This is a genomic window from Enterobacter chinensis, from assembly GCF_034008295.1.
Classification (GTDB): Bacteria; Pseudomonadota; Gammaproteobacteria; order Enterobacterales; family Enterobacteriaceae; genus Enterobacter; species Enterobacter chinensis.
Genome location: NZ_JARDVI010000003.1, coordinates 470101 through 496781, shown reverse-complemented (window position 1 = coordinate 496781; position 26681 = coordinate 470101). Strand labels below are relative to the sequence as shown.

Annotated in this window: 23 protein-coding genes and 3 tRNA genes; 11 read left to right on the top strand and 15 right to left on the bottom strand. The window is 55.6% G+C overall.

Annotation, left to right across the window (positions count from 1 at the left end; genetic code table 11):
* Positions 1 to 27: 27 nt before the first annotated feature.
* Positions 28 to 2787, top strand: coding sequence for a two-component sensor histidine kinase BarA (gene barA, locus PYW49_RS11675; protein ID WP_134348883.1), 2760 nt, complete (start codon positions 28 to 30; stop codon positions 2785 to 2787).
* A gap of 89 nt (positions 2788 to 2876) precedes the next feature.
* On the opposite strand, the gene PYW49_RS11670 is transcribed toward barA, so the two are convergent.
* The 8 genes from PYW49_RS11670 to syd all read right to left on the bottom strand — a co-directional run bounded on the left by PYW49_RS11670 (position 2877) and on the right by syd (position 11229).
* A complete protein-coding gene (locus tag PYW49_RS11670) occupies positions 2877 to 4016 on the bottom strand; it encodes a glycerate kinase (RefSeq protein ID WP_320386488.1) in 1140 nt (379 codons plus the stop codon).
* A 77-nt stretch (positions 4017 to 4093) separates the two neighbouring features.
* Positions 4094 to 5431: a glucarate dehydratase gene (gudD, locus tag PYW49_RS11665; RefSeq protein ID WP_320386487.1), complete on the bottom strand. Its 1338-nt coding sequence runs from the start codon at positions 5429 to 5431 to the stop codon at positions 4094 to 4096.
* 15 nt (positions 5432 to 5446) lie between these two features.
* Positions 5447 to 6787 (bottom strand): enolase C-terminal domain-like protein, encoded by a 1341-nt coding sequence (locus PYW49_RS11660; protein ID WP_320386607.1) that lies wholly within the window; start codon positions 6785 to 6787, stop codon positions 5447 to 5449.
* A complete protein-coding gene (locus tag PYW49_RS11655; protein ID WP_320386486.1) occupies positions 6787 to 8142 on the bottom strand; it encodes an MFS transporter in 1356 nt (451 codons plus the stop codon). Before PYW49_RS11655 ends, PYW49_RS11660 begins: the two co-directional genes overlap by 1 nt.
* A 335-nt stretch (positions 8143 to 8477) precedes the next feature.
* Complete coding sequence (locus PYW49_RS11650; RefSeq protein WP_248229192.1) at positions 8478 to 8927, bottom strand: flavodoxin; 450 nt, start codon at positions 8925 to 8927, stop codon at positions 8478 to 8480.
* 24 nt (positions 8928 to 8951) lie between these two features.
* Positions 8952 to 9728: a tRNA pseudouridine(65) synthase TruC gene (gene truC, locus PYW49_RS11645; RefSeq protein WP_320386485.1), complete on the bottom strand. Its 777-nt coding sequence runs from the start codon at positions 9726 to 9728 to the stop codon at positions 8952 to 8954.
* Positions 9725 to 10054, bottom strand: coding sequence for a YqcC family protein (locus PYW49_RS11640; RefSeq protein ID WP_320386484.1), 330 nt, complete (start codon positions 10052 to 10054; stop codon positions 9725 to 9727). Before PYW49_RS11640 ends, truC begins: the two co-directional genes overlap by 4 nt.
* A 629-nt stretch (positions 10055 to 10683) precedes the next feature.
* Positions 10684 to 11229, bottom strand: coding sequence for a SecY-interacting protein (gene syd, locus PYW49_RS11635; protein ID WP_320386483.1), 546 nt, complete (start codon positions 11227 to 11229; stop codon positions 10684 to 10686).
* Between the two features lie 69 nt (positions 11230 to 11298).
* On the opposite strand from syd, the gene queF reads away from it, so the two are divergent.
* The 5 genes from queF (at position 11299) to xni (ending at position 17734) form a co-directional block, all read left to right on the top strand.
* Positions 11299 to 12141, top strand: a complete 843-nt coding sequence (gene queF, locus PYW49_RS11630; RefSeq protein WP_134348876.1) for an NADPH-dependent 7-cyano-7-deazaguanine reductase QueF — start codon at positions 11299 to 11301, stop codon at positions 12139 to 12141.
* A 116-nt stretch (positions 12142 to 12257) separates the two neighbouring features.
* Positions 12258 to 13622 (top strand): nucleotide 5'-monophosphate nucleosidase PpnN, encoded by a 1365-nt coding sequence (gene ppnN, locus PYW49_RS11625; RefSeq protein WP_134348875.1) that lies wholly within the window; start codon positions 12258 to 12260, stop codon positions 13620 to 13622.
* Positions 13623 to 14137: 515 nt separating this feature from the next.
* Positions 14138 to 15433 (top strand): HAAAP family serine/threonine permease, encoded by a 1296-nt coding sequence (locus tag PYW49_RS11620; RefSeq protein ID WP_320386482.1) that lies wholly within the window; start codon positions 14138 to 14140, stop codon positions 15431 to 15433.
* Positions 15434 to 15498: 65 nt separating this feature from the next.
* Entirely contained in the window at positions 15499 to 16866 is a 1368-nt protein-coding gene (locus PYW49_RS11615) for an L-serine ammonia-lyase (RefSeq protein WP_134348873.1), read from the top strand.
* 112 nt (positions 16867 to 16978) lie between these two features.
* Positions 16979 to 17734 (top strand): flap endonuclease Xni, encoded by a 756-nt coding sequence (xni, locus tag PYW49_RS11610; RefSeq protein WP_320386481.1) that lies wholly within the window; start codon positions 16979 to 16981, stop codon positions 17732 to 17734.
* A 62-nt stretch (positions 17735 to 17796) separates the two neighbouring features.
* Here xni and rlmM read toward each other — a convergent pair whose 3' ends face one another.
* The 4 genes from rlmM to PYW49_RS11590 form a co-directional block, all read right to left on the bottom strand.
* On the bottom strand, positions 17797 to 18897 hold the full coding sequence (gene rlmM / locus PYW49_RS11605) for a 23S rRNA (cytidine(2498)-2'-O)-methyltransferase RlmM (protein WP_134348871.1): 1101 nt from the start codon (positions 18895 to 18897) through the stop codon (positions 17797 to 17799).
* Complete coding sequence (locus PYW49_RS11600; protein WP_028014272.1) at positions 18890 to 19285, bottom strand: DUF423 domain-containing protein; 396 nt, start codon at positions 19283 to 19285, stop codon at positions 18890 to 18892. The genes rlmM and PYW49_RS11600 overlap by 8 nt, the downstream gene beginning before the upstream one ends.
* A gap of 39 nt (positions 19286 to 19324) precedes the next feature.
* Positions 19325 to 20242 carry a glycine cleavage system transcriptional regulator GcvA gene (gcvA, locus tag PYW49_RS11595; RefSeq protein WP_134348870.1) on the bottom strand — a complete coding sequence of 306 codons (918 nt, stop codon included), beginning with the start codon at positions 20240 to 20242 and terminating at the stop codon, positions 19325 to 19327.
* 349 nt (positions 20243 to 20591) lie between these two features.
* Positions 20592 to 20819, bottom strand: coding sequence for a YgdI/YgdR family lipoprotein (locus PYW49_RS11590; protein ID WP_008499648.1), 228 nt, complete (start codon positions 20817 to 20819; stop codon positions 20592 to 20594).
* Between the two features lie 192 nt (positions 20820 to 21011).
* On the opposite strand from PYW49_RS11590, the gene csdA reads away from it, so the two are divergent.
* Together csdA and csdE are read left to right on the top strand one after the other, a co-directional pair.
* Entirely contained in the window at positions 21012 to 22217 is a 1206-nt protein-coding gene (csdA, locus tag PYW49_RS11585; RefSeq protein ID WP_134348869.1) for a cysteine desulfurase CsdA, read from the top strand.
* Complete coding sequence (gene csdE, locus PYW49_RS11580) at positions 22217 to 22663, top strand: cysteine desulfurase sulfur acceptor subunit CsdE (RefSeq protein WP_320386480.1); 447 nt, start codon at positions 22217 to 22219, stop codon at positions 22661 to 22663. Before csdA ends, csdE begins: the two co-directional genes overlap by 1 nt.
* Here the strand turns inward: csdE and tcdA are convergent.
* Entirely contained in the window at positions 22654 to 23460 is an 807-nt protein-coding gene (gene tcdA, locus PYW49_RS11575; protein WP_008499651.1) for a tRNA cyclic N6-threonylcarbamoyladenosine(37) synthase TcdA, read from the bottom strand. The two genes, csdE and tcdA, sit on opposite strands and share 10 nt — an antisense overlap.
* A 76-nt stretch (positions 23461 to 23536) precedes the next feature.
* Positions 23537 to 24634, bottom strand: coding sequence for a murein transglycosylase A (gene mltA, locus PYW49_RS11570; RefSeq protein WP_134348867.1), 1098 nt, complete (start codon positions 24632 to 24634; stop codon positions 23537 to 23539).
* A gap of 208 nt (positions 24635 to 24842) precedes the next feature.
* Between mltA and PYW49_RS11565 the strand changes: the two genes are divergently transcribed.
* The 3 genes from PYW49_RS11565 (at position 24843) to PYW49_RS11555 (ending at position 25161) form a co-directional block, all read left to right on the top strand.
* Positions 24843 to 24919: transfer RNA gene (locus PYW49_RS11565), tRNA-Met, on the top strand.
* Between the two features lie 44 nt (positions 24920 to 24963).
* Positions 24964 to 25040: transfer RNA gene (locus PYW49_RS11560), tRNA-Met, on the top strand.
* Positions 25041 to 25084: 44 nt separating this feature from the next.
* Positions 25085 to 25161 (top strand) — tRNA-Met (locus tag PYW49_RS11555).
* 88 nt (positions 25162 to 25249) lie between these two features.
* Here PYW49_RS11555 and amiC read toward each other — a convergent pair.
* Positions 25250 to 26503: an N-acetylmuramoyl-L-alanine amidase AmiC gene (amiC, locus tag PYW49_RS11550; RefSeq protein WP_134348866.1), complete on the bottom strand. Its 1254-nt coding sequence runs from the start codon at positions 26501 to 26503 to the stop codon at positions 25250 to 25252.
* Positions 26504 to 26681: the final 178 nt, after the last annotated feature.

The window sequence follows — 26681 nt, the reverse complement described above, 5'->3', positions numbered from 1 at the left end:
ATCTTAATTGTCCCATAACGGAACGCCATGACCAACTACAGCCTGCGCGCGCGCATGATGATTTTGATCCTCGCCCCCACCGTTCTCATCGGTTTGCTGCTGAGTATCTTCTTTGTGGTGCACCGCTATAACGATTTGCAGCGGCAACTCGAAGATGCAGGAGCCAGCATTATCGAACCGCTTGCCGTCTCCAGCGAGTACGGTATGAACCTGCAAAATCGCGAATCCATTGGTCAGTTAATCAGCGTACTCCACCGCCGTCACTCTGACATCGTACGCGCCATCTCCGTATACGATGAACATAACCGCCTGTTTGTGACCTCGAATTTTCATCTCGATCCGGCGGCTCTGAAGATCCCGGACGGTACGCCATTCCCACGCCACCTCACCGTACTGCGGCGCGGTGATATCATGATTCTGCGCACGCCGATCGTTTCGGAAAGCTATTCCCCCGATGAGTCCGCGCAATCCGACGCCAAATCCAGCGATAACATGCTGGGATATGTGGCGCTGGAGCTGGATCTTAAGTCGGTCCGGCTACAGCAGTACAAAGAAATCTTTATCTCTGGCGTAATGATGCTGTTCTGCATTGGTATCGCGCTGATCTTCGGCTGGCGCCTGATGCGCGATGTGACAGGGCCCATTCGCAACATGGTCAATACGGTTGACCGCATCCGCCGGGGACAGCTCGACAGCCGCGTGGAAGGGTTTATGCTGGGCGAGCTGGATATGCTGAAAAACGGCATCAACTCGATGGCCATGTCGCTGGCGGCGTACCACGAAGAGATGCAGCACAACGTTGACCAGGCCACGTCCGACCTGCGCGAAACGCTGGAGCAGATGGAGATTCAGAACGTTGAGCTCGATCTGGCGAAAAAGCGCGCTCAGGAAGCGGCGCGTATTAAATCTGAATTCCTTGCCAATATGTCGCATGAGCTGCGTACGCCGCTCAATGGCGTGATCGGCTTTACCCGCCTGACCCTGAAAAGCGAGCTGAACCCTACTCAGCGCGATCATCTGCACACCATTGAACGCTCGGCCAACAACCTGCTGGCAATCATTAACGACGTGCTGGATTTCTCCAAGCTGGAAGCGGGCAAGCTTATCCTGGAAAGCATTCCGTTCCCGCTGCGCAGTACGCTCGATGAAGTGGTGACGCTGCTCGCGCACTCGTCGCACGACAAAGGCCTTGAGCTGACGCTCAACATTAAAAACGACGTGCCGGATAACGTCATTGGCGATCCGCTGCGCCTGCAGCAGGTCATTACCAATCTTGTCGGGAATGCCATTAAATTCACCGAAAGCGGTAACATCGACATTCTGGTAGAGAAACGCTCCATTAGCAGCAATAAGGTCCAGATCGAAGTCCAGATCCGCGATACCGGCATCGGTATTCCGGAACGGGATCAGTCGCGTCTGTTCCAGGCGTTCCGTCAGGCGGACGCCAGTATCTCCCGCCGTCATGGCGGCACCGGCCTGGGGCTGGTGATCACGCAACGCCTGGTGAACGAGATGGGCGGCGATATCTCTTTCCACAGCCAGCCGAACCGCGGTTCAACCTTCTGGTTCCACATTAATCTGGACCTCAATCCGAACGTGCTGACCGATGGTCCGGTGACGGACTGCCTGAAAGGCAAGCGTCTGGCCTACGTCGAACCGAACGCGGCGGCAGCGCAGTGCGCACTCGATATCTTAAGCACCACGCCGCTGGAGGTGGTCTACAGCCCCACCTTCTCAGCCCTTGCCGTTGAGCATTACGACATTCTGCTAATGGGGATCCCGGTCACCTTCACCGGCGAACTGACCATGCAGCAGGAGCGGCTGGCGAAAGCCGCGTCGATGACCGACTATCTCCTGCTGGCGCTGCCTTGCCACGCCCAGCTCAATGCAGAAGAGTTGAAAAATGACGGGGCAGCCGCATGTCTGCTTAAGCCGCTCACCTCGACCCGCCTGCTGCCCGCGCTCACGGAGTATTGTCGTCTTAGCCAGCATGCCCTCCCGCTGATTAACGACGAGCAAAAATTGCCGATGAGCGTAATGGCGGTGGATGATAATCCGGCAAACCTGAAGCTCATTGGCGCATTGCTTGAAGACCAGGTACAGCACGTTGAGCTGTGCACCAGCGGCGCGCAGGCGGTTGAACAGGCTAAGCAGATGCAGCTCGACTTAATCCTGATGGATATTCAGATGCCGGGTATGGATGGCATTCGGGCCTGCGAGCTGATCCATCAGCTGCCGCACCAGCAGCAAACCCCGGTTATTGCGGTCACCGCGCATGCGATGGCCGGCCAGAAAGAGAAGCTGCTGAGCGCCGGGATGAATGATTATCTGGCGAAGCCAATCGATGAAGAGAAACTCCATAACCTGCTGTTACGCTATAAGCCGGGTCATATAGGCGGGACGTACACGGTTTCCAGTGAGCCCGTTGAAATCAGCGTCAATCAGAACGCAACCTTTGACTGGCAGCTTGCCCTGCGCCAGGCGGCAGGTAAACCTGATTTGGCCCGGGAAATGCTGCAAATGCTGGTCGCGTTTCTGCCGGAAATTCGTAATAAGGTTGAGGAGCAGCTGGTGGGTGAAAACCCGGAAGAACTGCTGGAAGCGATCCACAAGCTGCACGGTAGCTGCGGGTACAGCGGCGTTCCGCGGCTGAAAAACCTCTGCCAGCTGCTGGAGCAACAGTTGCGCGCCGGTACGCCGGAATCGGAGCTTGAACCGGAGTTCCTGGAACTGCTGGATGAAATGGATAATGTGACGCGGGAAGCGATGAAGGTGTTAGGAAACTGAGGTAAAAGCCCGGTGGCGCTACGCTTACCGGGCCTACAGGTGCACTAACGTAGGCCGGGTAAGGCGAAGCCGCCACCCGGCAATGACAGCTAAAATGCCTGCCCGACTTTCAGCACCGCCGCGATATTCCTTGCGGCCATCCTGACGTTCTCGCTGGCATTTTCCAGCGCATCTTCGAGCGAGCAGATGGTGTAAATGACGCTAAACACCGCCTCAATACCGTGATCGTGTACTACGCCAACGTCCGCCGTCAGGCTACCTGCAATGCCGATGACGGGTTTGTTAAAGCGTTTCGCCACTTTCGCCACGCCCACCGGGACTTTGCCGTGGATCGTCTGGCTGTCGATGCGACCTTCCCCCGTGATCACCAAATCCGCATCGGCCACCTGGTCAGCCAGGTGTAGCGCATCGGTCACGATCTCAATGCCCTGGCGCAGCTGCGCGCCACAAAAGGCGTACAGTGCTGCCCCCATGCCGCCCGCCGCGCCGCCGCCAGCAAGGTTTAGCACATCGATATCCAGATCCCGGGCAATGACTCTCGCATACTGTGCAAGCGCGTTGTCCAGGGTAACGATCATCTCGGGTGTAGCCCCCTTTTGCGGACCAAATACGGCTGATGCGCCATCCTTTCCGGTCAGGAGATTGGTCACGTCGCAGGCGACCTCTATCCGGCACTCCGCCAGACGTTTGTCCAGCCCGCTCAGGTCGATACGGGCAAGTTTTCCCAACTCGCCCCCACCCTGTCCAAGGGGCTGTTCACTGGCGTCCAGCAGCTTTGCCCCCAGCGCCTGCACCATTCCTGCTCCGCCGTCGTTGGTCGCACTGCCGCCAATGCCAATAATGATATGCTTAACGCCTGCATCCAGCGCGTGACGAATAAGTTCGCCTGTGCCCCAGGAGGTCGTTTTCAGGGGATTACGCTGCGAAGGAGCGACCAGCTCCAGGCCGCTTGCAGCCGCCATTTCAATAAAAGCACTCTGCTCGTCACCGGATAAGCCATAAAACCCTTCCACGCGCTCACCCAGCGGACCGGTCACCGGAACATGTACAATGCGTCCCTGCGTTGCCGCGATCATCGCCTCAACCGTTCCTTCGCCACCATCCGCGACCGGCAGTTTGACGTAAACCGCCTCGGGAAAGATCTCGCGAAAACCACGCTCTATCGCTGTCGCAACCTCAAGCGCACTCAAACTTTCCTTATACGAGTCCGGTGCGATAACAATTTTCATAAGCCATCCTTACGCATAGTCGTTACGTTAAGCATACACCACGTAAAAGACCGCTCATGGGAGCGGTCCCAATGCGTTTATCGTACCATGCACGGACGTTTATTGTCGAATGCCCAGTCCGGGATCAGATACTGCATCGCCATCGCGTCGTCGCGTGCGCCCAGACCGTGTTTCTGATACAGCTCGTGGGCCTTCATGAGCTGGTCCATATCCAGCTCAACCCCCAGCCCCGGCGTTGAAGGCACCTGCACCATGCCACCTTTGATCTCAAACGGCTGCTTAGTCAGACGCTGATTACCTTCCTGCCAGATCCAGTGCGTGTCGATAGCGGTAATCTTGCCCGGCGCGGCGGCGGCAACGTGAGTGAACATCGCCAGCGACACGTCAAAGTGGTTGTTGGAGTGCGAGCCCCATGTCAGGCCAAACTCGTGGCACATCTGCGCTACGCGCACCGACCCCTGCATCGTCCAGAAATGCGGATCAGCCAGCGGAATGTCGACAGACTGTAATGACAGGGTGTGTCCCATCTGACGCCAGTCGGTGGCAATCATATTCGTCGCGGTCGGCAACCCCGTGGCGCGACGGAACTCCGCCATCACTTCCCGCCCAGAGAAGCCTTGCTCAGCCCCGCATGGATCTTCCGCGTAGGCCAGGACGCCTTTCAGCTGCTTGCCGATCGCGATCGCTTCCTCAAGCGACCAGGCCCCGTTCGGATCGAGCGTCACGCGCGCCTGCGGGAAACGTTTTGCCAGTGCGGTGACGGCTTCCGCCTCTTCCTCACCGGCCAGCACGCCGCCCTTCAGTTTGAAATCATTGAAGCCATATTTTTCGTACGCGGCCTCCGCCAGACGCACCACCGCATCCGGGGTCATCGCCTCGTCGTGGCGGAGCCGGTACCAGTCGCACTGTTCGTCCGGCTGGCTCTGATACGCTAAAGGCGTCAGTTTGCGGTCGCCGACAAAGAACAGATAGCCCAGCATTTCCACTTCGCTGCGCTGCTGACCCTCACCTAACAGCGACGCAACGTTAACGCCCAGATGCTGTCCCAGCAGATCCAGCATCGCGGATTCAATACCGGTCACCACGTGGATTGTGGTGCGCAGATCGAAAGTTTGCAGACCACGGCCACCGGCATCGCGATCGGCAAAGGTATTGCGCACGGTATTGAGAACATTTTTGTACTCACCCAGCGTTTTGCCCACCACCAGTGGAATGGCATCTTCCAGCGTTTTGCGGATCTTCTCCCCGCCTGGGATTTCACCCACGCCGGTATGGCCGGCATTGTCTTTGATAATCACAATATTGCGGGTGAAGAATGGCGCATGCGCGCCGCTCAGGTTCATCAACATGCTGTCATGGCCCGCAACCGGAACGATCTGCATGGAGGTGACTACAGGGGTAGAAAAAGTACTCATCGTTCAATCCTTTTATCAGTGACGTCCGAAAACAGGGCGCTTACGGTCAAATGTCCAGCCGGGAATAAGGTACTGCATTGGGCCTGCATCGTTACGCGCGCCGCCCGGCAATTTTTTATACGCCTCATGGGCTTTATGGATCTGATCCCAGTCAAGCTCCACGCCCAGGCCCGGCGCATCCGGTACGGCAATCTTGCCATTTTTGATTTCCAGCGGATTTTTCGTCAGGTGGGCTTCACCCTCCTGCCAAATCCAGTGGGTGTCGATGGCGGTCGGGTTACCCGGCGCTGCTGCGCCAACGTGGGTAAACATCGCCAGCGAAATATCGAAATGATTGTTCGAGTGGCATCCCCAGGTCAGGCCCCACTCATCGCACAGCTGTGCCACACGCACCGCGCCTGAGAGCGTCCAGAAGTGTGGGTCCGCCAGCGGAATGTCGACGGCATTCAACATCACCGCATGACCCATTTCGCGCCAGTTAGTGGCAATCATATTAGTCGCCACCGGCATCCCGGTAGCACGACGGAACTCGGCCATCACTTCACGGCCCGAATAGCCCTGCTCCGCGCCGCAAGGGTCTTCCGCATAGGTCAGGACATCCCCCAGCCCTTTGCACAGGCCAATCGCTTCATCCAGCAGCCATGCGCCGTTCGGGTCAACGGTGATGCGTGCATCCGGAAAGCGCTTCTTCAGCGCCCGGGCCGTTTCAATCTCCTGCTCGCCGGGCAGCACGCCGCCCTTCAGTTTGAAATCCTTAAAGCCGTAGCGATCCTGCGCGGCCTCGGCCAGCCGGACCACGGCCTCCCCGGAGAGCGCCTCCTGATGGCGCAGCTGATACCACTCGTGGCTGCCCGGGGTGCATTCCAGATAGGTCAGGTCGGTTTTAGTGCGATCGCCGATATAGAACAGGTATCCCAGCACCGTCACCGCATCGCGCTGTTTGCCAGGCCCCAGCAGCTCGCAGACCGGGACATTCAGCGCCTGGCCCAGTAAATCGAGCAGGGCCGCCTCCAGCGCGGCGACCGCGTTGACGCGCAGTTCGAACGTCCAGGCACCTTTACCGAACGTATCAAAGTCTGCCGACTGATTGCCCTTATGCACCCGCTGAACCACCTTGTTCAGACGGCCGATCTCCTGGCCCACCACCTGCGCAATAGCGGCGACCAGCGTCTGGTAAATCACCTCCCCGCCTGGCGCTTCGCCCACGCCGGTATTCCCTGCGCTGTCTTTCAGCACGACGATATTACGGGTAAACCAGGCATTATGGGCACCGCCAATATTGAGCAGCATGCTGTCCTGCCCGGCCACCGGAATGACCTTCATCTCCGTGACGATTGGGCTCGATTGCGTTGTCATCATCCACGCTCCGCAACAGGTTTAAGTTCGACGCGTTTGATATCTCCCACGAGCACCAGGTAACTCAGTACCGCCACCAGCGCATGCACACCTACGTAAATCAGCGCACCGTTAAAAGAGCCGGTCGTGCCGACGATGTAACCGATAGCGATTGGCGTAACAATGCCGGAGATGTTGCCGAACATGTTGAACAGGCCGCCGCTCAGGCCGCTGATCTCCTTCGGTGCCGTATCCGCCATCACCGCCCAGCCCAGCGCGCCAATGCCTTTGCCAAAGAAGGCCATCGCCATAAAGCCGATAATCATCCACTCCGCGCTGACGTAGTTACAGAACACCATGGTCATGGAGAGCAGCATGCCGAGCACAATCGGCGTTTTACGCGCGATGTTCAGTGAACCCGTGCGGCGCATCAGCCAGTCGGAAATCACCCCGCCGAGCACGCCACCGACGAAGCCGCAGATTGCCGGGATCGAGGCAACAAAACCTGCTTTCAGAATCGACATGCCGCGGGCCTGCACCAGGTAGACCGGGAACCAGGTAATGAAAAAGTAGGTTAAGGCGTTAATACAGTACTGGCCCAGATAGATGCCGATCATCATCCTGGAGCCGACGAGCTGTTTGATCTGCGCCCATTTCTGACTGAACGGAACTTTAGCCGCCGCGGCTTTCTGATCCATGTTGATCAGCGCTCCGCCCTCAGCAATGTACTCCAGCTCTTTTTTGTTTACGCCAGGATGCTGGTTGGGTTCGTGGATCACTTTCAGCCAGACGAAGCTGATAACGATCCCAAGCCCCCCCATGAAGAAGAAGACGTGCGACCAGCCCACCTCATGCGTCAGCCAGCCCATAATCGGCGCAAAGATCACCGTTGCGAAATACTGGGCAGAGTTAAAAATAGCCACCGCCGTTCCCCTCTCCTGCGCCGGGAACCAGGCCGCCACAATGCGGCTGTTGCCGGGGAAGGAAGGTGCTTCCGCTAAGCCCACCAGGAAGCGCAGCGTAAAGAGCGCCACGATAATGCCGAAGCCGTTGAAGATATCGACGAAGCCCTGGAGCAGGGTAAAGGCAGACCAGATAAAGATGGACCAGAAATAGACGCGTTTAGAGCCAAAACGGTCCAGCAGCCAGCCGCCAGGAATTTGCCCGATGACGTAGGCCCATGAGAATGCGGAGAAAACGTAACCCATGCCCACGGGATCAAGGCCGATATCTTTTGCCATTTCCGAGCCGGCAATCGACAGCGTGGCGCGGTCACCATAGTTAAAGGATGTGACGATAAACAGCATCACCACTATCCAGTAGCGGGCATTGGTGCGCTTTTCAGCGCTGCTCGCTGCGTGGCTTAATGTACTCATTGTTGCACTCCTGAAACATAGCTTTCGCCTGGTTCATTCTGTACAGCACCGGTAGGGTAATCAGAATGAGATTTGTGTTTTGTCGTTTTGGTACGGCCTGAAGCCGTTTTATAGTGACCGGGAAAGTATATGAAGGAGTGACACGTTCTCTCACCGTGCAAAAACACAGTATTGAAGGGTGTATGAGAGGTTGTTTATGGCATAAGCCCAGGGGAGTGGAAGGTGGTTCACGGAATTGGCGTTTGGTGCGATATGTAGCGCCGGGTGGCGGCTCCGCCTGACCCGGCCTACGAAACCCGTAGGCCCGCGCAAGCGAAGCGCCGCCGGGCAGAGTGTTATTTGAGAAGAGAGGCCCAGTGCTCCACCCACGGGTTCGATTCGCTTTCGGGTTCAGGATGCTCACCAGCGTCAATCAGAAGCATCTCGCCGACGCGCTGGGCGCTCTGTTCCTGCAGGAGCGCATCGAACTGCTTACCACCGCCGCAGAAGTTGGCGTAAGAGCTGTCGCCGAGGGCAATGATGCCGTAGTGCACGTCCGGCTGATAGCCAAGCTGGTCCTTAATTCCCTGGAATAGCGGCACGATGCTGTCCGGCAGATCGCCCTGCCCGGTGGTGGAGGTCACCACCAGAATGTATTTATCTTTATACTTTTCCCAGTCTGCCAGTTCCGGGTCTTCATAGACCGTGGCTTTATGGCCCTGGCTGGCGAGTATTGCCTCAGCCTCTTCCGCTACCAGCAGCGAGTTGCCGTACATTGTGCCGACAAAAATGCCTACTTCAGCCATGCTATTTTCCCATAATGAATGCGCTTACTGTTCATCCTGAACGTTGCCCGGTACAAACTCAACCCTTTCATTTTTGGGGAGTTGCCCCATCCAGCCAAACTGTGACAGGGCCTGCATCCAGACGTCATCCAGCCCCGCGTGGATAGTCAGCGGTTCGCCGGTAAACGGGTGCGTCAGGCTGAGCTCGCTCGCGTGTAGCATCAGACGGCCGCAGCCAAAATGTTCGGCCGCACTGCGGTTCTGACGCAGATCGCCGTGTTTGCTGTCGCCAATAATCGGGTGGCGCAGGTGCGCAAGATGCCGCCGCAGCTGGTGCTTACGCCCGGTTTTGGGCAGAAGCTCAACCAGGCTGTAGCGTGTGGTCGGAAATTTGCTGGTGGCCACCGGCATTTCGGTCGTCGCCATGCCGCGATAATCCGTCACTGCGGGCTGCGGACCTTTGTCATCGCGGGCAAATTTATCGGCGATTTTGTCCAGCTCCTCCACCAGCGGGTAGTCCAGCGTGGTGGACTCGGTCAGCCAGCCACGGACTATCGCATGGTAGCGTTTCTGGATCTGGTGCTGTTCGAACTGCTGTGACAGCAGACGGCCTGCTTCGCTGGACAGCCCCATCAGCAGCACGCCGGAAGTCGGTCTGTCGAGACGATGAGCGGTAAAAACATGCTGGCCAATCTGATCGCGCACGGTCTGCATCACCACCACTTTCTCGTCGCGATCCAGCCAGCTTCGGTGCACCAGCCAGCCTGACGGTTTATTTACCGCCACCAGCCACTCGTCCTGATAGAGGATCTCAAGCGTCATGCATTTTCACCGGCAAACAGGACATCCAGTTTTTCCAGTTCGACCAGCATCACGTCGCGCGCAGGATGCGTCGCCTCGAGCGCCATTTCATAATAGGGAGAGACAGCAAATGCCTGCGGCAGCGGATGACCGCCCTCAAGCAAGGCGTGCAAACGCGGAATTAACACCCACTGCAGCCACTCGAACGGTGCCAGCGTATCCAGGCAGAAGGGCTGAGTGCTCGCGAACGCTTCGGGCTGCGGCGCGGTCTCCTGCCACAGCTGATGTTGGCGCAAAAGGGCTTCGATGGCGTGCAACTGAGCACGAACGCTATCGTGTTGCGTCATGGTAACCTCAACTGAAAAAGTGAACGGCGCGCAGCATAGCATTGCGGACGGCAGAAATAAAAAAAGGGAGCACTGTAAAAACAGTGCTCCCGGTTCGTTTCGCAGCATTCCAGCTACAATTCGTGCTCCCTGCTCATCCGTGACAACTTTTCCTGAGCCCGAAGGCCTGGTCATCCGTAAACCTGTGCGTCATGCACACATCTTCCTGACGTGTTTGTTTCATCCTGAAACGTCCTGGTCTTCCTGACCCACCGACCATCCCGACCGGTTCTCGTTCTCCTTCCTGGAGGTGTCCCTTACGCATCCTGCGTTATCCCTTTGCTTCATCCTGAAGCCTTCCTGCAGCGCCATCCTGACGAGTCCTGAGTGAGAAACGCCATCATCCTGATGTTCGTTTCTCGTGTCGGCTTCCTGTCGACGGAGATAGAATCCGCTATTCCGCTTCGTCTTACAACCCACCCTGTCAGCGTTGTGAGCCGTAAGAAATCCCTAAAAAAGAGCGTAAGAGCAAGTAATCCATTGAAAAACAGTGTGATATTAATCTGAATTAAATAAGGCGATACTGAATGTTCCAGCGATCTCTCACAAACCTTGTAAGAGATCTCTCACACGCGCTATAGCATCATGGATTACAGAAGTGGCTCAAGTCGGGTGAGGAAATCCGCAAGAGAGGGGGCGAGAGTCTCGCGATTGCGGGTACCGATAGTCTCTTTAATGACTTCGCCGGACAGGTTACAGACAGAGATAACATCCAGTTCGCTGTCGAGCGTGGCGATAAAGAGCGTCGGAGAAAGCTTAAGGCGTTTTTGCGTGACCAGGTGACCAATCAGGTTTTCCTGAACACGCTGCAGATCGTCTTCGCTCCAGGTCTGCAACAGCGTCAGCGTGATATCAGCAAAGCGCGCGGGCATATCCCCTGCAAACTGCGTGGCATAAAACGCATGAACCGCTGGTTGTACCACAAGGTCCATTGCCCGTTCAACCGCATTTACATTTTGCGAACCAGCATTGGGCTTTGGCTGCCAGATAACGTAATCGTCGGATGAAGAGATAATGCACGGCGAGGGGACGCCATATAAATCAGCGCTTTGCGGCCACGAGCCCTGCTTTTCATGCCATGCATCGCAATAGCGGGTTGTGAAGGTAGTGAGGGCATTTGCAGTTTCGATGTCCACCGATTTCTCTCTTCTTGTCAGACAGGATAAACTCAGGCCATAAGTGTACCTGTAAAGTGGCTATGAAACATGTCTTACGAAAATCATCAGGCGTTAACCGGCTTAACGCTGGGTAAATCGACCGACTACCGCGATACCTACGATGCAAGCCTGCTGCAGGGCGTGCCGCGCAGCCTGAATCGCGATCCTCTGGGTCTGCATGCGGACGCGCTGCCGTTTGTCGGCGGTGATATCTGGACGCTGTACGAACTCTCGTGGCTCAACGCGCGCGGACTGCCGCAGGTGGCGGTGGGCCACGTTGAGCTGGATTACGCCAGCCAGAATCTGGTGGAATCCAAAAGCTTTAAGCTCTATCTCAACAGCTTTAACCAGACCAAATTCGCCCACTGGGACGATGTTCAGCACACCCTTGAACGTGATTTAAGCGCCTGCGCGCAGGGCAAGGTGAGCGTTTCACTGTATCGCCTGCACGAGCTGGAAGGCCAGCCGATTGCCCACTTCAATGGGACCTGCATCGACGATCAGGATATCGAGGTGGAGAATTATGAATTCAGCGCCGATTACCTCGAAAATGCGGCAAGCGGAAAGGTGGTCGAAGAGACGCTGGTCAGCCATCTGCTGAAGTCCAACTGTCTGATTACCCACCAGCCGGACTGGGGTTCAGTGCAGATCCAGTATCGCGGCCCGAAAATTGACCGGGAAAAGCTGCTGCGCTATCTGGTGTCGTTCCGCCATCACAACGAATTCCACGAGCAGTGCGTGGAGCGCATCTTTAGCGATATTCAGCGTTTCTGCCAGCCAGAAAAATTGAGCGTTTACGCGCGCTATACCCGCCGTGGCGGTCTGGATATCAACCCGTGGCGGACCAATACCGACTTTGTCCCTGCTACGGGCCGGCTGGTACGCCAGTAATATAAATATTTTCACAATATGCGCGGTATCTTCCGCGCTTTAGGTTGTGAAACGTCACGCGGCAGGGCTATTGTAATCAACAGGGAAAGACGATAATCGTCCCGTAAGGAGCTCACTTGATTACACATATTAGCCCGCTTGGCTCAATGGATATGTTGTCGCAGCTGGAAGTGGACATGCTTAAACGCACGGCCAGCAGCGATCTTTATCAACTGTTTCGTAACTGTTCACTTGCCGTACTGAACTCCGGAAGCCTGACAGATAACAGCAAAGAACTGCTGTCCCGCTTCGAAAGCTTTGATATCAACGTGCTGCGCCGCGAGCGTGGCGTGAAGCTTGAAGTCATCAATCCGCCGGAAGACGCTTTCGTCGATGGACGCATCATTCGTTCACTTCAGGCTAACCTGTTTGCCGTGCTGCGCGACATTCTGTTTGTAAACGGGCAGATCCATAACGCAGGACGTTTCCAGCATCTCGACCTGGAAAGCTCGGTCCATATTACCAACCTGGTGTTCTCTATTTTGCGCAATGCCCGTGCCCTGCACGTCGGCGAAGCGCCGAACATGGTCGTCTGCTGGGGCGGTCACTCCATTAACGAAACCGAGTATCTCTACGCCCGTCGGGTAGGGACGCAGCTCGGCCTGCGTGAGCTGAATATCTGTACCGGCTGTGGACCGGGGGCGATGGAAGCCCCCATGAAAGGAGCGGCGGTTGGGCATGCGCAACAGCGTTACAAAGAGGGGCGATTTATCGGGATGACCGAGCCGTCAATCATCGCCGCTGAGCCACCTAACCCACTGGTTAACGAGCTGATTATCATGCCGGATATCGAGAAACGTCTTGAGGCGTTTGTCCGTATCGCCCACGGTATTATCATCTTCCCGGGCGGCGTGGGCACAGCAGAAGAGCTGCTCTATCTGCTGGGTATTCTGATGAACCCGGCCAACAAAGATCAGGTTCTGCCGTTGATCCTGACCGGGCCAAAAGAGAGCGCCGACTACTTCCGCGTGCTGGACGAGTTTATTGTGCACACCCTGGGCGAAGCCGCTCGTCGTCACTATCGCATCATCATTGATGATGCCGCGGAAGTGGCGCGTCAGATGAAAAAAGCGATGCCGCTGGTGAAAGAGAACCGCCGTGATACTGGGGATGCCTACAGCTTTAACTGGTCCATCCGTATTGCGCCGGATCTGCAGATCCCGTTTGAACCCTCGCATGAGAATATGGCGAACCTGAAACTCTACCCTGACCAACCGGTGGAAGTCCTGGCGGCCGATCTGCGTCGTGCCTTCTCCGGGATTGTGGCGGGCAACGTCAAAGAGATGGGCATCCGCGCGATTGAGCAGTACGGTCCGTACAAGATCCACGGTGACCCGGAGATGATGCGCCGTATGGATGACATGCTGCAGGGCTTTGTCGCCCAGCACCGCATGAAGCTCCCTGGCTCCGCATACATTCCTTGCTACGAAATCTGCACATAACGCTTAGCAACATCTCATCAAAGCCGGGTCGCCCTGTCGCGCGTCCCGGCTTTTTTTATTACTGAGGCAATTCATACGCATCACTTATGTCTTTTACAAACTATGCGCAAACGCAAACGATTACCTGGTTTTTACAACCGTAAATTATCAGCCTTAATCCAAATTACCTGCCAGAAAATACTAAAAACCCATTTCTTTACAGCTAAAGACACCTATATCACTGGTCAGTCTTTCAGCTCACATGTCGTTGGTGGTAGCCTTCGCGCCCGTAAATTCTCTTTGATGTTTTTTTAACAGATAAATGGTCTAAAGATGCCCACATCATAAGTGGATTATTGCATTTGGGATCAGGATCACTGATAGATTCATAACTAGAATGTATCTTTCCGCCCGCCAATAGTTACGGGTGAAAATTATTAAAAAACCGTCACTGAACGAATTTCATATTACCGTTAGGTACTTTTTCATCGGATTTGACTAAAAACCTGACAATTTGCTTCCTCCAGGAGATACAGATGGAAACCACTCAAACCAGCACCGTTGCTTCGATTGAATCCCGAAGTGGTTGGCGCAAAACGGATACCATGTGGATGCTTGGCCTTTACGGCACAGCAATCGGCGCTGGTGTACTGTTCCTTCCTATCAACGCAGGCGTCGGCGGTCTGATCCCGCTGATCATCATGGCTATCATTGCTTTCCCGATGACCTTCTTCGCACACCGCGGTCTGACCCGCTTTGTGCTGTCCGGTAAAAATCCGGGTGAAGACATCACTGAAGTGGTTGAAGAGCATTTCGGCGTTGGCGCAGGTAAACTGATTACTCTGCTCTACTTCTTCGCGATTTACCCAATCCTGCTGGTCTACAGCGTGGCGATCACCAACACCGTTGAAAGCTTCATGACGCACCAGCTGCACATGACGCCGCCTCCGCGTGCGATTCTGTCTCTGATCCTGATTGTGGGCATGATGACCATCGTGCGCTTCGGTGAGCAGATGATTGTGAAAGCGATGAGCGTACTGGTCTTCCCGTTCGTGATTGCTCTGATGGTACTGGCCTGCTACCTGATCCCACAGTGGAACGGTGCAGCGCTGGAAACCCTGTCCCTGAGCAGCGCATCTGCAACCGGTAACGGCCTGCTGATGACCCTCTGGCTGGCGATTCCGGTGATGGTCTTCTCGTTTAACCACTCTCCAATCATCTCTTCTTTCGCCGTTGCGAAACGTGAAGAGTACGGTAATGGCGCAGAGAAGAAGTGCTCCAGCATCCTGGCACGCGCTCACGTCATGATGGTACTGACCGTTATGTTCTTCGTCTTCAGTTGCGTACTGAGCCTCGCTCCGGCGGATCTGGCGGCAGCGAAAGAGCAGAACATCTCTATTCTGTCTTACCTGGCGAACCACTTTAACGCACCGCTGATTGCATGGATGGCACCTATCATCGCGATTATCGCCATCACCAAATCCTTCCTTGGCCACTACCTGGGCGCACGTGAAGGCTTCAACGGTATGGTGATTAAATCTCTGCGCGGTAAAGGCAAGAGCATTGAAATCAGCAAGCTGAACAAAATCACTGCACTGTTCATGCTGCTCACCACCTGGGCGGTAGCAACGCTGAACCCAAGCATCCTGGGCATGATTGAAACCCTGGGCGGCCCGATCATCGCGATGATTCTGTTCCTGATGCCGATGTACGCGATTCAGAAAGTCCCTGCTATGCGTAAGTACAGCGGTCATGTAAGCAACGTCTTTGTGGTTATCATGGGGCTTATCGCTATCTCTGCGATCTTCTACTCCCTGTACACCATGTTCTGATTATCACCCGCGCCGTCCCCGGACGGCGCACTCCTTCCTCTCTGACTGAAAGCAATGGACGCATCATGATTAGCGTATTCGATATTTTCAAAATCGGTATTGGTCCTTCCAGCTCTCACACCGTCGGACCAATGAAAGCCGGTAAGCAGTTCACGGATGACTTGATTGCACGCGGCATCTTGCACGACATCACCCGCGTGGTTGTCGATGTGTACGGCTCGCTTTCCCTGACCGGGAAAGGCCACCATACCGATATCGCCATTATTATGGGCCTGGCGGGAAATCTGCCGGATACCGTTGATATTGATGCGATCCCAGGCTTCATCCAGGACGTCAATACTCACGGTCGCCTGCTGCTGGCAAACGGCGAACACGAAGTGGAATTCCCGGTTGACCACTGCATGAATTTCCATGCCGACAACCTGTCGCTGCACGAAAACGGTATGCGTATCACTGCGCTGGCGGGCGACAAAGCGGTATACAGCCAGACTTACTACTCTATCGGCGGCGGTTTTATCGTTGACGAAGACCACTTTGGTCAAACCAATACCTCATCTGTCGAGGTGCCGTATCCGTACAAAACGGCGGCGGATCTCCAGCGTCACTGCCAGGAGACGGGCCTGTCCCTCTCCGGTCTGATGATGAAAAACGAGCTGGCTCTGCACAGTAAAGAAGAGCTGGAACAGCACTTCACTAGCGTCTGGGAAGTGATGCGCGGCGGCATTGAGCGCGGTATCACCACCGAAGGCGTTCTGCCGGGCAAGCTTCGCGTGCCGCGTCGTGCAGCAGCGCTGCGCCGTATGCTGGTGAGCACCGACAAAACGACAACGGACCCGATGGCGGTCGTCGACTGGATCAACATGTTCGCCCTGGCGGTGAACGAAGAGAACGCTGCGGGTGGCCGTGTGGTCACTGCGCCGACCAACGGTGCCTGCGGCATCGTTCCAGCGGTGCTGGCGTACTACGACAAGTTTATCCGTGAAGTGAACGCGAACTCTCTGGCGCGCTACCTGCTGGTCGCCAGCGCGATTGGTTCCCTGTACAAGATGAATGCGTCCATTTCCGGTGCGGAAGTGGGCTGTCAGGGTGAAGTCGGCGTGGCGTGCTCCATGGCGGCGGCGGGTCTGGCCGAACTGTTGGGTGCAAGCCCGACACAGGTGTGCATTGCTGCGGAAATCGGCATGGAACATAACCTGGGACTGACCTGTGACCCGGTTGCCGGGCAGGTACAGGTGCCGTGCATCGAGCGTAACGCGATTGCCTCCGTGAAGGCGGTGAACGCGGCACGTATGGCGCTGCGCCGCACCAGCGAGCCGCGCGTCTGTCTCGATAAGGTTATCGAAACCATGTACGAAACCGGTAAAGATATGAACGCCAAATACCGCGAAACCTCTCGCGGCGGCCTGGCGATGAAGATCGTGACCTGCGATTAAGCCTCTCAGGAAGCCTCGTTTTGCGAGGCTTCTTCCTGTTTTTCCTCATGCTATTCGTTTCCTCCTGCCGACAGTGATACCCTTTACCCATTAGATTTAAGGGAGATTATCTGTGGCTGTTCATTTGCTTATCGTCGACGCGCTCAACCTGATTCGCCGGATCCATGCGGTACAAGGCACGCCCTGTAAGGACACCTGTCTGCATGCGCTGGAGCAACTTATCCGCCACAGCGAACCGACGCATGTCGTGGCCGTTTTTGATGATGAAGCACGTAACAGCGGCTGGCGACATCAGCGCCTGCCAGACTACAAGGCAGGACGCGCGCCGATGCCCGATGATTTGCACGCCGAAATGCCCGTTATCCGTGCCGCCTTTGAACAACGCGGCGTTCCCTGCTGGGGTGCGCACGGCAATGAGGCTGACGACCTGGCTGCCACCCTTGCCGTAAAGGTTGCCAGCGCCGGGCATCAGGCGACGATCGTCTCAACCGATAAAGGCTACTGTCAGCTCCTCTCCCCCACGATCCGCATTCGCGATTACTTCCAGAAGCGCTGGCTTGATGCCCCCTTTATCGCCAGCGAGTTTGGTGTCTCACCTGAGCAACTTCCCGACTACTGGGGTCTGGCGGGGATAAGTAGCTCGAAGGTGCCGGGGGTGGCAGGCATAGGACCGAAGAGTGCTTCCCAGTTACTGACGGATTTTCAGAGTCTGGAGGGGATATACGCCAGGCTGGATGAGGTATCGGAAAAATGGCGCAAGAAGCTGGAAGCGCATAAAGAGATGGCGTTTATCTGCCGGGATGTGGCGACGCTACAGACGGATTTGCAGCTGGACGGGAATTTACAGCAGTTGCGGTTAGAACGCTAAAACGACTATACGGTTTTGTAGGCCCGGTAAGCGCAGCGCCACCGGGCAAAACAAAGCACGTACTATCGCTCGTCGCGACGCCCGCCTACGGCTGCCCACCAGCGACGAATATGCACCGTCACCTCTTCACGATCGTGGTACAGCTGACGCGCCTGAATGACCACGTTAATACCGTGTTCGTCCATCTGCTCCTGAATGTAGGCCAGGTTCTGAGAGACTTCCTCGTAGCGCTTTTTCATCGGCAGCTTGAGGTTGAAAATCGTCTCACGACACCAGCCGTTCACCAGCCAGGAGGCCATCAGCGCGGCCACTTTTGCCGGTTTCTCAACCATATCGCACACCATCCACGAGATGTTGTTACGGTTCGGACGATAGCGGAAGCCGTCTTCACGCAGCCAGGTGACCTGCCCGGTGTCCATCAGGCTTTGCGCCATTGGGCCGTTATCAACGGACGATACCCACATATTGCGTTTCACCAGCTGATAGGTCCAGCCACCCGGGCACGCGCCGAGATCGACGGCGTACATGCCGTTTGCCAGACGCTCATCCCACTCATCCGCCGGGATAAAGACGTGGAACGCCTCTTCCAGCTTGAGCGTGGAACGGCTTGGCGCATCGGCCGGGAAGCGCAAACGCGGGATGCCCATAAAGAAGGGAGAGTTGTTGGTGGTATACGAATAGCCTGTATAGCAGCAGCCCGGCGCGATAAAGAAGATATGCACCACCGGACGCTTCGGCGTTTCGTAGTTCGTCAGCACGCCCGCATCACGCAGCGCCGCACGCAGCGGCACGGTGAACTTACGGCAGAACTTCATCAGCTCTTTACTTTCGTTGGTATCCGCGACTTCAACGCGCAGATCGCCGCCCTTCTCCACCACACCCTGCAGCATGCCGACGATTGGCGTGATGCGATCTTCCTGCGGAAGATCCTTCAGCAGCTCGCCCGCGACAAACATCTGGCGGGCAAAGATCAGCGAGCTGAACGGCAGTTCGCGCGCCAGCTTATCGGCATCTTCAGGCTGATAGCATTCGAATATCACATAGCCCGCATTCTCTTTCACGCGTGCAAAGCCGAAGACTTCGCGCTTTGCCGCTTTGTCGGTAATTTCCGCGGCGCACTCTTTCTCAAACCCCGGGCGACAATATAAAACAACCTTATTCATGAACAACGCCCTTGCGTTTCAGACGGATAGCTCCGATAAACATTAATACCCAACCCGCCAGGAAGCTGACGCCACCGACAGGTGTAACAAACGCCCACAGGCGTAAATGCGAAAGTGCCAGACAGTAAAGGCTGCCGCTGAAAAGCACCGTTCCCAGCGCCATAAAGACGCTGCTCCAGTAGAACCAGATGCTGATACGGCGCTGCATCGCCACCGCCAGCCCAAAAATAGCCAACGTATGGAACGCCTGATATTCAAGGCCGGTCTGGATCCAGCCCATCTCTACTGCGCCCAAAGACTTGCTTAATACATGTGCGCCAAAGGCGCCCAGTGCAACAAAAATAAAGCCACTCACCGCGGCAAAAATCAGCATGAATCGGCTGGTCATGTTTAAGTCCTGAATTGATGCGTGCCCGGCACACAAACGTTATTGCTCATACCTGAAGCGGAATTTTTCTTGCTCGCTTGCCGCTTTCGCCAGTATCCACTGCCGGAAAGCGGCTATTTTACCCAGTTCTGCCTGACTGTCATGACAAACCAGATAAAACGCATTCTTGCTGACCAGTACATCATTAAAAGGGCAAACCAGACGGCCTGCCTCAATTTCGGACTGCGCCATGACGTTGTTCGCCAACGCCACGCCCTGCCCGTGAATGGCAGCCTGTAACACCATCGCACTGTGGCTAAAAATGGGTCCCTGCTGCACGTTTATATGAGTAAGACCTAATTGACGGGTATAAGTTTGCCAGTCGCGGCGAGATGCATCATGCAAAAGCGTATGCTTAGCCAGGTCAGCGGGTGACTTCAGCGCCTTATCGCCCGTTAACAGCAGGGGAGAACAGACCGGCAGGAGATATTCTGCGTATAATTTCTCGACGCGCAAGCCCGGCCAGTTACCGCGACCATAAAAAATGGCGACGTCCACATCATCGGCCAGCTTGTCTTCCTGACGATCCACCGCCTGGATTCGAACGTCGATCCCCGGATAAGCTGAGTTAAAGCTTGAGAGTCTGGGCACCAGCCATTGAATGGCAAAACTGGGCAATAAACTGACAGTCAGGGCACCTTTAGCACTACGGGCCTGAAGCTTACGCGTGGCTTCAGTAAGCTGGGAAAAAATGTCTTTAATATCCTGAAAATAACTCTGCCCCTCTTCGGTCAACAGCAACGATCGGTTGCGTCGACGAAACAGCTTAAGGCCCAGAAAATCCTCCAGAGACTTGATTTGGTGACTTACTGCGGCCTGTGTCACAAAAAGCTCATCTGCTGCGCGGGTAAAGCTCAGGTGACGTGCTGCTGCATCAAAAACACGTAATGCATTGAGGGGTGGCAATCGCTTCGACATGGTTATCTGGCTTAGATGTTAACGGAATTTAACAAACAGGAAACAACGTTTAACCTATTAGTTTTTTTTATCTGAGCCATTATAATTTGTCCGTTGAGGAACTACCAGCAAATACCTATAGTGGCGGCACTTCCTGAGCCGGAACGAAGAGCTTTTTTCGGAATGCGTGTTCTGAAGGGCTTTTGGCTTACGGTTGTGATGTTGTGTTGTTGTGTTTGCAATTGGTCTGCGATTCAGACCACGGTAGCAACGCTACCAATTTTTCACTTCCTGTACATTTACCCTGTCTGTCCATAGTGATTAATGTAGCACCGCCAATTTGCGGTGCTTTTTTTTCGCCTGCGATCTGTTAATGCTCGATCTCTTTCATCTCTTTCACGTCCGTGCGGTTGATCTGCTGCTTGTTCCCGTTAGCATCTTTGTATGAAATCATCCCGGTATCGTTATCGGTTGTCGGTTTCCCTTCCGAAACGATAGAACGACCATCGTTGGTGTGCATCACGTAGTTGTTACCAGAACAGGCGCTCAGGGCAAAAGTAAACGCACAGGCAGAAATGATTGCAGCTGTCTTATTCATGATTATTCTCCTTTAGCAATTAATGCTATTCAAACCTCGATTTATAACAGGCTAAAACATCCGCCTAACACTATTTAGCATAACCTGCTTTTTCAGGGTCATTGGGATAAGCAGACAATTCTGATAGATATCAACCTCCTTGCCCTGCCGCTGAAATTGCGCGACGATCGCATTATTGATATGAGGAATCCCATGAACGCTTTCAGTCCTGCGCAGTTCCGCGCCCAGTTTCCGGCGCTGGCCGATGCCGGTATTTACCTTGATAGCGCCGCCACCGCCCTTAAGCCACAAGCGGTGATTGAGGCGACGCAGCAGTTCTACAGCCTCAGTGCTGGCAACGTGCATCGCAGCCAGTTTGCCGAAGCGCAGCGATTAACCGCACGCTATGAAGCCGCACGCGATCAGGTCGCGCGCCTGATTAATGCCGAAAGCGGGAAAAACATCGTCTGGACGCGCGGCACGACCGAGGCCATCAATATGGTGGCCCAGTGCTACGCGCGCCCATTGCTTCAGCCGGGCGATGAGATCGTCGTTAGCGAAGCGGAACATCACGCCAACCTGGTGCCGTGGCTGATGGTGGCCGAGCAAACGGGTGCACGCGTGGTCAAACTCCCGCTGGGAGCAGACCTTCTGCCCGATGTGGCCCGCCTCCCTGAGCTGATTACCCCCCGCAGCCGCATTCTAGCGCTCGGGCAAATGTCGAACGTCACCGGCGGCTGCCCGGACCTGGCGCAGGCCATTCGCATCGCGCATGCCAGCGGCATGGTCGTGATGGTCGACGGCGCGCAGGGCGTGGTGCATTTCCCTGCAGACGTGCAGGCGCTTGATATCGATTTTTATGCCTTCTCAGGACATAAGCTCTACGGGCCAACCGGTATTGGGGCCCTGTACGGTAAGCCGGAACTGCTGGCGCAAATGACGCCGTGGCTCGGTGGCGGCAAAATGATTACCGAAGTGACCTTCGAGGGCTTTAAAACTCAGGAGATACCTTACCGTCTGGAGGCGGGTACGCCGAACGTGGCCGGCGTCATTGGCCTCAGCGCCGCACTTGAATGGCTCGCTGAAACAGACATTATTCAGGCTGAAAGCTGGAGCCGGGGACTGGCTACGCTTGCAGAGGAAGAACTTAAAAAGCGCCCGGGTTTCCGCTCGTTCCGCGTGCAGGACTCGAGCCTGCTCGCCTTTGATTTTGCGGGCGTGCATCATAGCGACATGGTGACGCTGCTGGCCGGGTACGGCATTGCCCTGCGTGCCGGCCAGCACTGCGCCCAGCCGCTTCTGGCTGCGCTTGGTGTGAGCGGTACGCTGCGCGCCTCGTTTGCGCCCTACAATACGCAAAGTGACGTCGACGCGCTGGTTGCGGCCGTCGATCGCGCCCTTGAGATACTGGTGGATTAATGACTCACGCAGATTTAGCCGGACATCCGTTTGGCACCGTCATCACAGAAGAGACCTTAAAGCAGACCTTCGCCCCGCTTTCGCAGTGGGAGGATAAGTATCGCCAGCTGATCCTTCTCGGCAAGCAACTGCCGGCCCTGTCTGACGAACTCAAAGCGCAGGCAAAAGAGATCGCAGGCTGTGAGAACCGCGTCTGGCTGGGCGTAAGCGTCTCTGGCGAGAAGCTGCATTTCTTTGGCGACAGCGAAGGACGTATCGTACGCGGGCTGCTGGCGGTACTGTTAACCGCCATAGAGGGAAAAAGCGCGGCGGAACTGCTGACGCACTCGCCGCTGGCGCTCTTTGATGAGCTGGGACTGCGCGCGCAGCTGAGCGCCTCGCGCGGCCAGGGCCTCATTGCGCTAAGCGAAGCCGTGCAGGATGCCGCACGTCAGGTTCAGGCCTGACGTTCAGCTTTCGCCATCATCTTCTTCAGAGCATGAGACACCGCCACAAAGCCAAAGGAAGCGGTCACCATGGTGGCCGCGCCAAAGCCTGAGGCGCAATCCATTCGTTTTGGTCCTTCCGCCGTGCTTTTCATCGCGCAGACTGAACCATCCGCCTGCGGGTAGACCAGCGCTTCGGTCGAGAACACGCAGTCAACGCCCAGCTTGCCTTTGCTGTTCTTCACGACGTTAAAGTCGCTCTTCAGGCGTTCACGCAGCTTGGCCGCCAGCGGATCCTGAATGGTTTTCGCCAGATCGGCCACCTGGATCTGCGTCGGATCGATTTGCCCGCCCGCGCCGCCGGTCGTCACCAGTGGAACCTTGTAACGACGACAGTACGCGATCAGCGCCGCTTTTGGACGCACGCTATCGATGGCGTCAATCACATAGCTATAGCCTTTACTCATGTATTCGGCGACGTTATCTGCCGTCACAAAATCATCAATCACCGTTACCCGACATTCAGGGTTGATCAGCCGAATACGTTCCGCCATGACCTCAGATTTTGCCAGGCCGACGCTATCACGCAAGGCATGGATTTGACGGTTGGTGTTGGTGACGCATACGTCATCCATATCAATCAGCGTGATTGCGCCAATACCGGTTCTCGCCAGCGCTTCTGCCGCCCACGACCCCACACCACCAATGCCCACGACGCAGACATGCGCATCCGCAAACAGCTGCAGGGCTTTTTCACCATAGAGACGTGCCGTACCGCCAAAACGCTGGCGCCAGGCATCGCTGATTACCACAGACATAAAACCTCAGATGTAAAAAGGGTGAGGTTTTTCCTCACCCTGAACAGTAATCCGTATTCCGCTCAGAATACCACAATCAGCCGCTGAATACGTTTCCGGCGCCAGGCGCTGCTTTCAGCACCCATACGCGTCCGTAGTGGTTATACCAGCCTGCACGGTGGCCAGCATCCGGGCCAATTCCCTGATAGATATCGAAGTGCTGGCCTTTAATCGCCCCGCCCACATCCAGCGCCACCATCAGACGCAGCTCATACTGACCGTTGAATTTGCCGTTATGATCCAGCAGTGGCACTTCCGCCAGCAGCGTAGTACCCGCAGGGATAATGGAACGATCCGATGCCACCGACGCCCGGCCAATCAGCGGAACGGCGCTGGCGCCTTTCACCGGGGCAAAGTTTTGCGGTTTGAAGAAGACGAACGACGGGTTCTGCTCCAGCAGCTCACGCACCTCGGCTTCACTGTGTTTTTCGCCCCACTCGCGGATCGCCTGCATCGACATGTCTTCTTTCTTCACTTCGCCGCGGTCGATCAGCACCTTGCCGATGCTGCGATAGGCGTGGCCGTTTTTACCAGAATAGCTGAAGAAGTTAAGTGGCGAACCGTCGCCGAAATCAATGTAGCCGCTGCCCTGTACATCCATGATGAAGTTATCCATCAGGGAGTTGCTGTAGGCCAGAACGTAGTTTTCGCTCAGCGCACCAGCGTAAATCTCGGCGCGGGACGGCAGACGGCCGCGTTTTGGCGGCATACGGTAGATAGGATACTGGAACTCGCCCTGACGGGAGTGTCGCGCCTGGATAACCGGAGTGTAATAGCCGGTAAACTGAACGTTGCCGTAGTTATCGGCCCCTTCCATCTGCCAGGCATCGATACCAAACTGGCGCATGTTGCGCGTATCGCCGCCTGCACGCAGCCAGTCCTGTACCGCGCTATAAACACTGTTCTGTGAGCTATACAGACGCGGCGACGCGTTGCGGATCTGGTAGACCTGCTCGGAGAAATCACCGGCATTAATCGGTGCGCCGACAGCATCAGGCTGATTAACTAAAGAGAAAGGCTGGGATAACTTCCCGTCTTTATACTGTTGACCGCGATCGGTCGGTTTGGAAGAACAGGCCGCAAGAATCGCTACCATTGCGCCCGCCATCAGATACTTCGCCCAACGTCCTTTCATTATATCTCGTCTTTAAGTTGCCCATTTCCGCGTGATGAAGATAACAAACCGCCAGGGCTAATGAAATGCGATCGCATGCCCTTTGGCAAATTTTGCGCAAAAAATAGTCCAAACAGGGCCATGTCGTTCAATTTGCATACAAAATCATGATTTATGTGAAAAAGGGGTTGCATCACAAACCTATCCGAGTATAGTGCGCATCCACGGACGCGGGGTGGAGCAGCCTGGTAGCTCGTCGGGCTCATAACCCGAAGGTCGTCGGTTCAAATCCGGCCCCCGCAACCAATTAAAATTTGATGAAGTATCTTCTACGACTGTAGAAAGACGGACGCGGGGTGGAGCAGCCTGGTAGCTCGTCGGGCTCATAACCCGAAGGTCGTCGGTTCAAATCCGGCCCCCGCAACCAATCAAATTTGAAGAAGTAAGTTTCTACAAGAGTAGAAAGACGGACGCGGGGTGGAGCAGCCTGGTAGCTCGTCGGGCTCATAACCCGAAGGTCGTCGGTTCAAATCCGGCCCCCGCAACCAATACTTCTAAAAACAATAAACACCCTCAAGGGTGTTTTTTTGTATCTGTCGTTTGTGAATTTGCCGGGCGTTTACCCGGCTGAAAGATTTACCCGCGTCGCGCCAGCGTCGCCCCGTCAGAGAAATACGCCCTTATCCCCGCCAGAATCGACTCCGCAACTTCCTGCTGGAATTTTGCCGTCTTGAGCTTACGCTCCTCTTCAACGTTACTGATAAACGCGGTTTCTACCAGAATAGACGGGATATCAGGTGCCTTGAGTACCGCAAACCCGGCCTGTTCAACGCTGTTTTTATGCAGCTTATTGATATTGCCCAGCTTGCCCAGCACCGCTTTACCAAACTTCAGACTGTCGTTAATGGTCAGCGACTGCACCATATCGAACATCGTGTGGTCGACGTAGCGGTCGCCGCTTTTGCTCACGCCACCAATGAGGTCAGAGGCGTTCTGGCTGTCAGCCAGAAATCTTGCTGCGGTACTGGTCGCGCCTTTAGTTGAGAGCGCAAACACTGACGAGCCGCTTGGCTGGCGGCTGGTAAACGCATCCGCATGGATCGACACGAACAAATCTGCGCGCTGCTTCTGCGCTTTCGCCACACGGACTTTCAGCGGAATAAAGACGTCTTCATTACGCGTCATATAGGCGCGCATATTGCCTTCTTTATCAATCAACGCCTTCAGACGACGGGCAATTTGCAGCACCACGTCTTTTTCACGCGTGCGATATTTCCCCACCGCACCGGAGTCTTCGCCGCCATGGCCGGGATCGAGCATGATCACAATCGGACGATCGCGCCCTGCTTTCCCCGGCTGCGGACCGCTTTGCGCAGGCGGAACCTGACGCTGCAGATCGCCTTTGTTGTAATCCTCCAGCAGCGCAAGCAGCGGATCCTGAATATCCGTCGCATTTGCCGGGTAGAGATCCATCACCAGACGCTCTTTAAACGTGGCGACAGGCGCGAGGGCAAACAGCTGCGGCTTAACGTTCTGCTTCAGCTCAAATACCATGCGCACGGTTTGCGGATCAAACTGCCCGACGCGCGCCGATTTAATAAACGGATCGTCGCCGCGGATCTGCGCCGCCATCCCTTTTAGTACGGAGTTGAGGTTAACGCCTTCGAGATCCACCACCACACGTTCAGGGTTACTGAGGGCAAATTGCTTATATTTCAGCACGCGATTGGATTCGACCGTCACGCGCGTATAGGTCGACGACGGCCAGACGCGCACCGCCACTACCTGACTCGTGGCGGCAAGGCCGACCTGACTGACGCTAAGCAACCACATTGCCCCGGCCCCTTTTAACAAACGGCGGCGGCTTATTGCTGAATTGGATCCCGACATGCTTCTCCCGAGCAAGAACACTGACTGATATACAAAATGTCCAGATTGACCGAAAACTTTAACGAATGACGCATAAACTGTCATCTATAAAAGGGTAAACAATCATACGCTAACGCACGGATTACTTATCAATTTCTGTGGGTCGCGGAAAATTTGCGCTTGCACACACGCCCACAAT

Excerpts from the sequence above, each read along its gene's own strand:
- barA (WP_134348883.1), top strand. The coding sequence starts at position 28 with ATGACCAACTACAGCCTGCGCGCGCGCATGATGATTTTGATCCTCGCC.
- PYW49_RS11670 (WP_320386488.1), bottom strand. The coding sequence starts at position 4,016 with ATGAAAATTGTTATCGCACCGGACTCGTATAAGGAAAGTTTGAGTGCG.
- gudD (WP_320386487.1), bottom strand. The coding sequence starts at position 5,431 with ATGAGTACTTTTTCTACCCCTGTAGTCACCTCCATGCAGATCGTTCCG.
- PYW49_RS11660 (WP_320386607.1), bottom strand. The coding sequence starts at position 6,787 with ATGACAACGCAATCGAGCCCAATCGTCACGGAGATGAAGGTCATTCCG.
- PYW49_RS11655 (WP_320386486.1), bottom strand. The coding sequence starts at position 8,142 with ATGAGTACATTAAGCCACGCAGCGAGCAGCGCTGAAAAGCGCACCAAT.
- PYW49_RS11650 (WP_248229192.1), bottom strand. The coding sequence starts at position 8,927 with ATGGCTGAAGTAGGCATTTTTGTCGGCACAATGTACGGCAACTCGCTG.
- truC (WP_320386485.1), bottom strand. The coding sequence starts at position 9,728 with ATGACGCTTGAGATCCTCTATCAGGACGAGTGGCTGGTGGCGGTAAAT.
- PYW49_RS11640 (WP_320386484.1), bottom strand. The coding sequence starts at position 10,054 with ATGACGCAACACGATAGCGTTCGTGCTCAGTTGCACGCCATCGAAGCC.
- queF (WP_134348876.1), top strand. The coding sequence starts at position 11,299 with ATGTCTTACGAAAATCATCAGGCGTTAACCGGCTTAACGCTGGGTAAA.
- PYW49_RS11620 (WP_320386482.1), top strand. The coding sequence starts at position 14,138 with ATGGAAACCACTCAAACCAGCACCGTTGCTTCGATTGAATCCCGAAGT.
- PYW49_RS11615 (WP_134348873.1), top strand. The coding sequence starts at position 15,499 with ATGATTAGCGTATTCGATATTTTCAAAATCGGTATTGGTCCTTCCAGC.
- rlmM (WP_134348871.1), bottom strand. The coding sequence starts at position 18,897 with ATGAATAAGGTTGTTTTATATTGTCGCCCGGGGTTTGAGAAAGAGTGC.
- PYW49_RS11600 (WP_028014272.1), bottom strand. The coding sequence starts at position 19,285 with ATGACCAGCCGATTCATGCTGATTTTTGCCGCGGTGAGTGGCTTTATT.
- gcvA (WP_134348870.1), bottom strand. The coding sequence starts at position 20,242 with ATGTCGAAGCGATTGCCACCCCTCAATGCATTACGTGTTTTTGATGCA.
- PYW49_RS11590 (WP_008499648.1), bottom strand. The coding sequence starts at position 20,819 with ATGAATAAGACAGCTGCAATCATTTCTGCCTGTGCGTTTACTTTTGCC.
- csdA (WP_134348869.1), top strand. The coding sequence starts at position 21,012 with ATGAACGCTTTCAGTCCTGCGCAGTTCCGCGCCCAGTTTCCGGCGCTG.
- csdE (WP_320386480.1), top strand. The coding sequence starts at position 22,217 with ATGACTCACGCAGATTTAGCCGGACATCCGTTTGGCACCGTCATCACA.
- tcdA (WP_008499651.1), bottom strand. The coding sequence starts at position 23,460 with ATGTCTGTGGTAATCAGCGATGCCTGGCGCCAGCGTTTTGGCGGTACG.
- mltA (WP_134348867.1), bottom strand. The coding sequence starts at position 24,634 with ATGAAAGGACGTTGGGCGAAGTATCTGATGGCGGGCGCAATGGTAGCG.
- amiC (WP_134348866.1), bottom strand. The coding sequence starts at position 26,503 with ATGTCGGGATCCAATTCAGCAATAAGCCGCCGCCGTTTGTTAAAAGGG.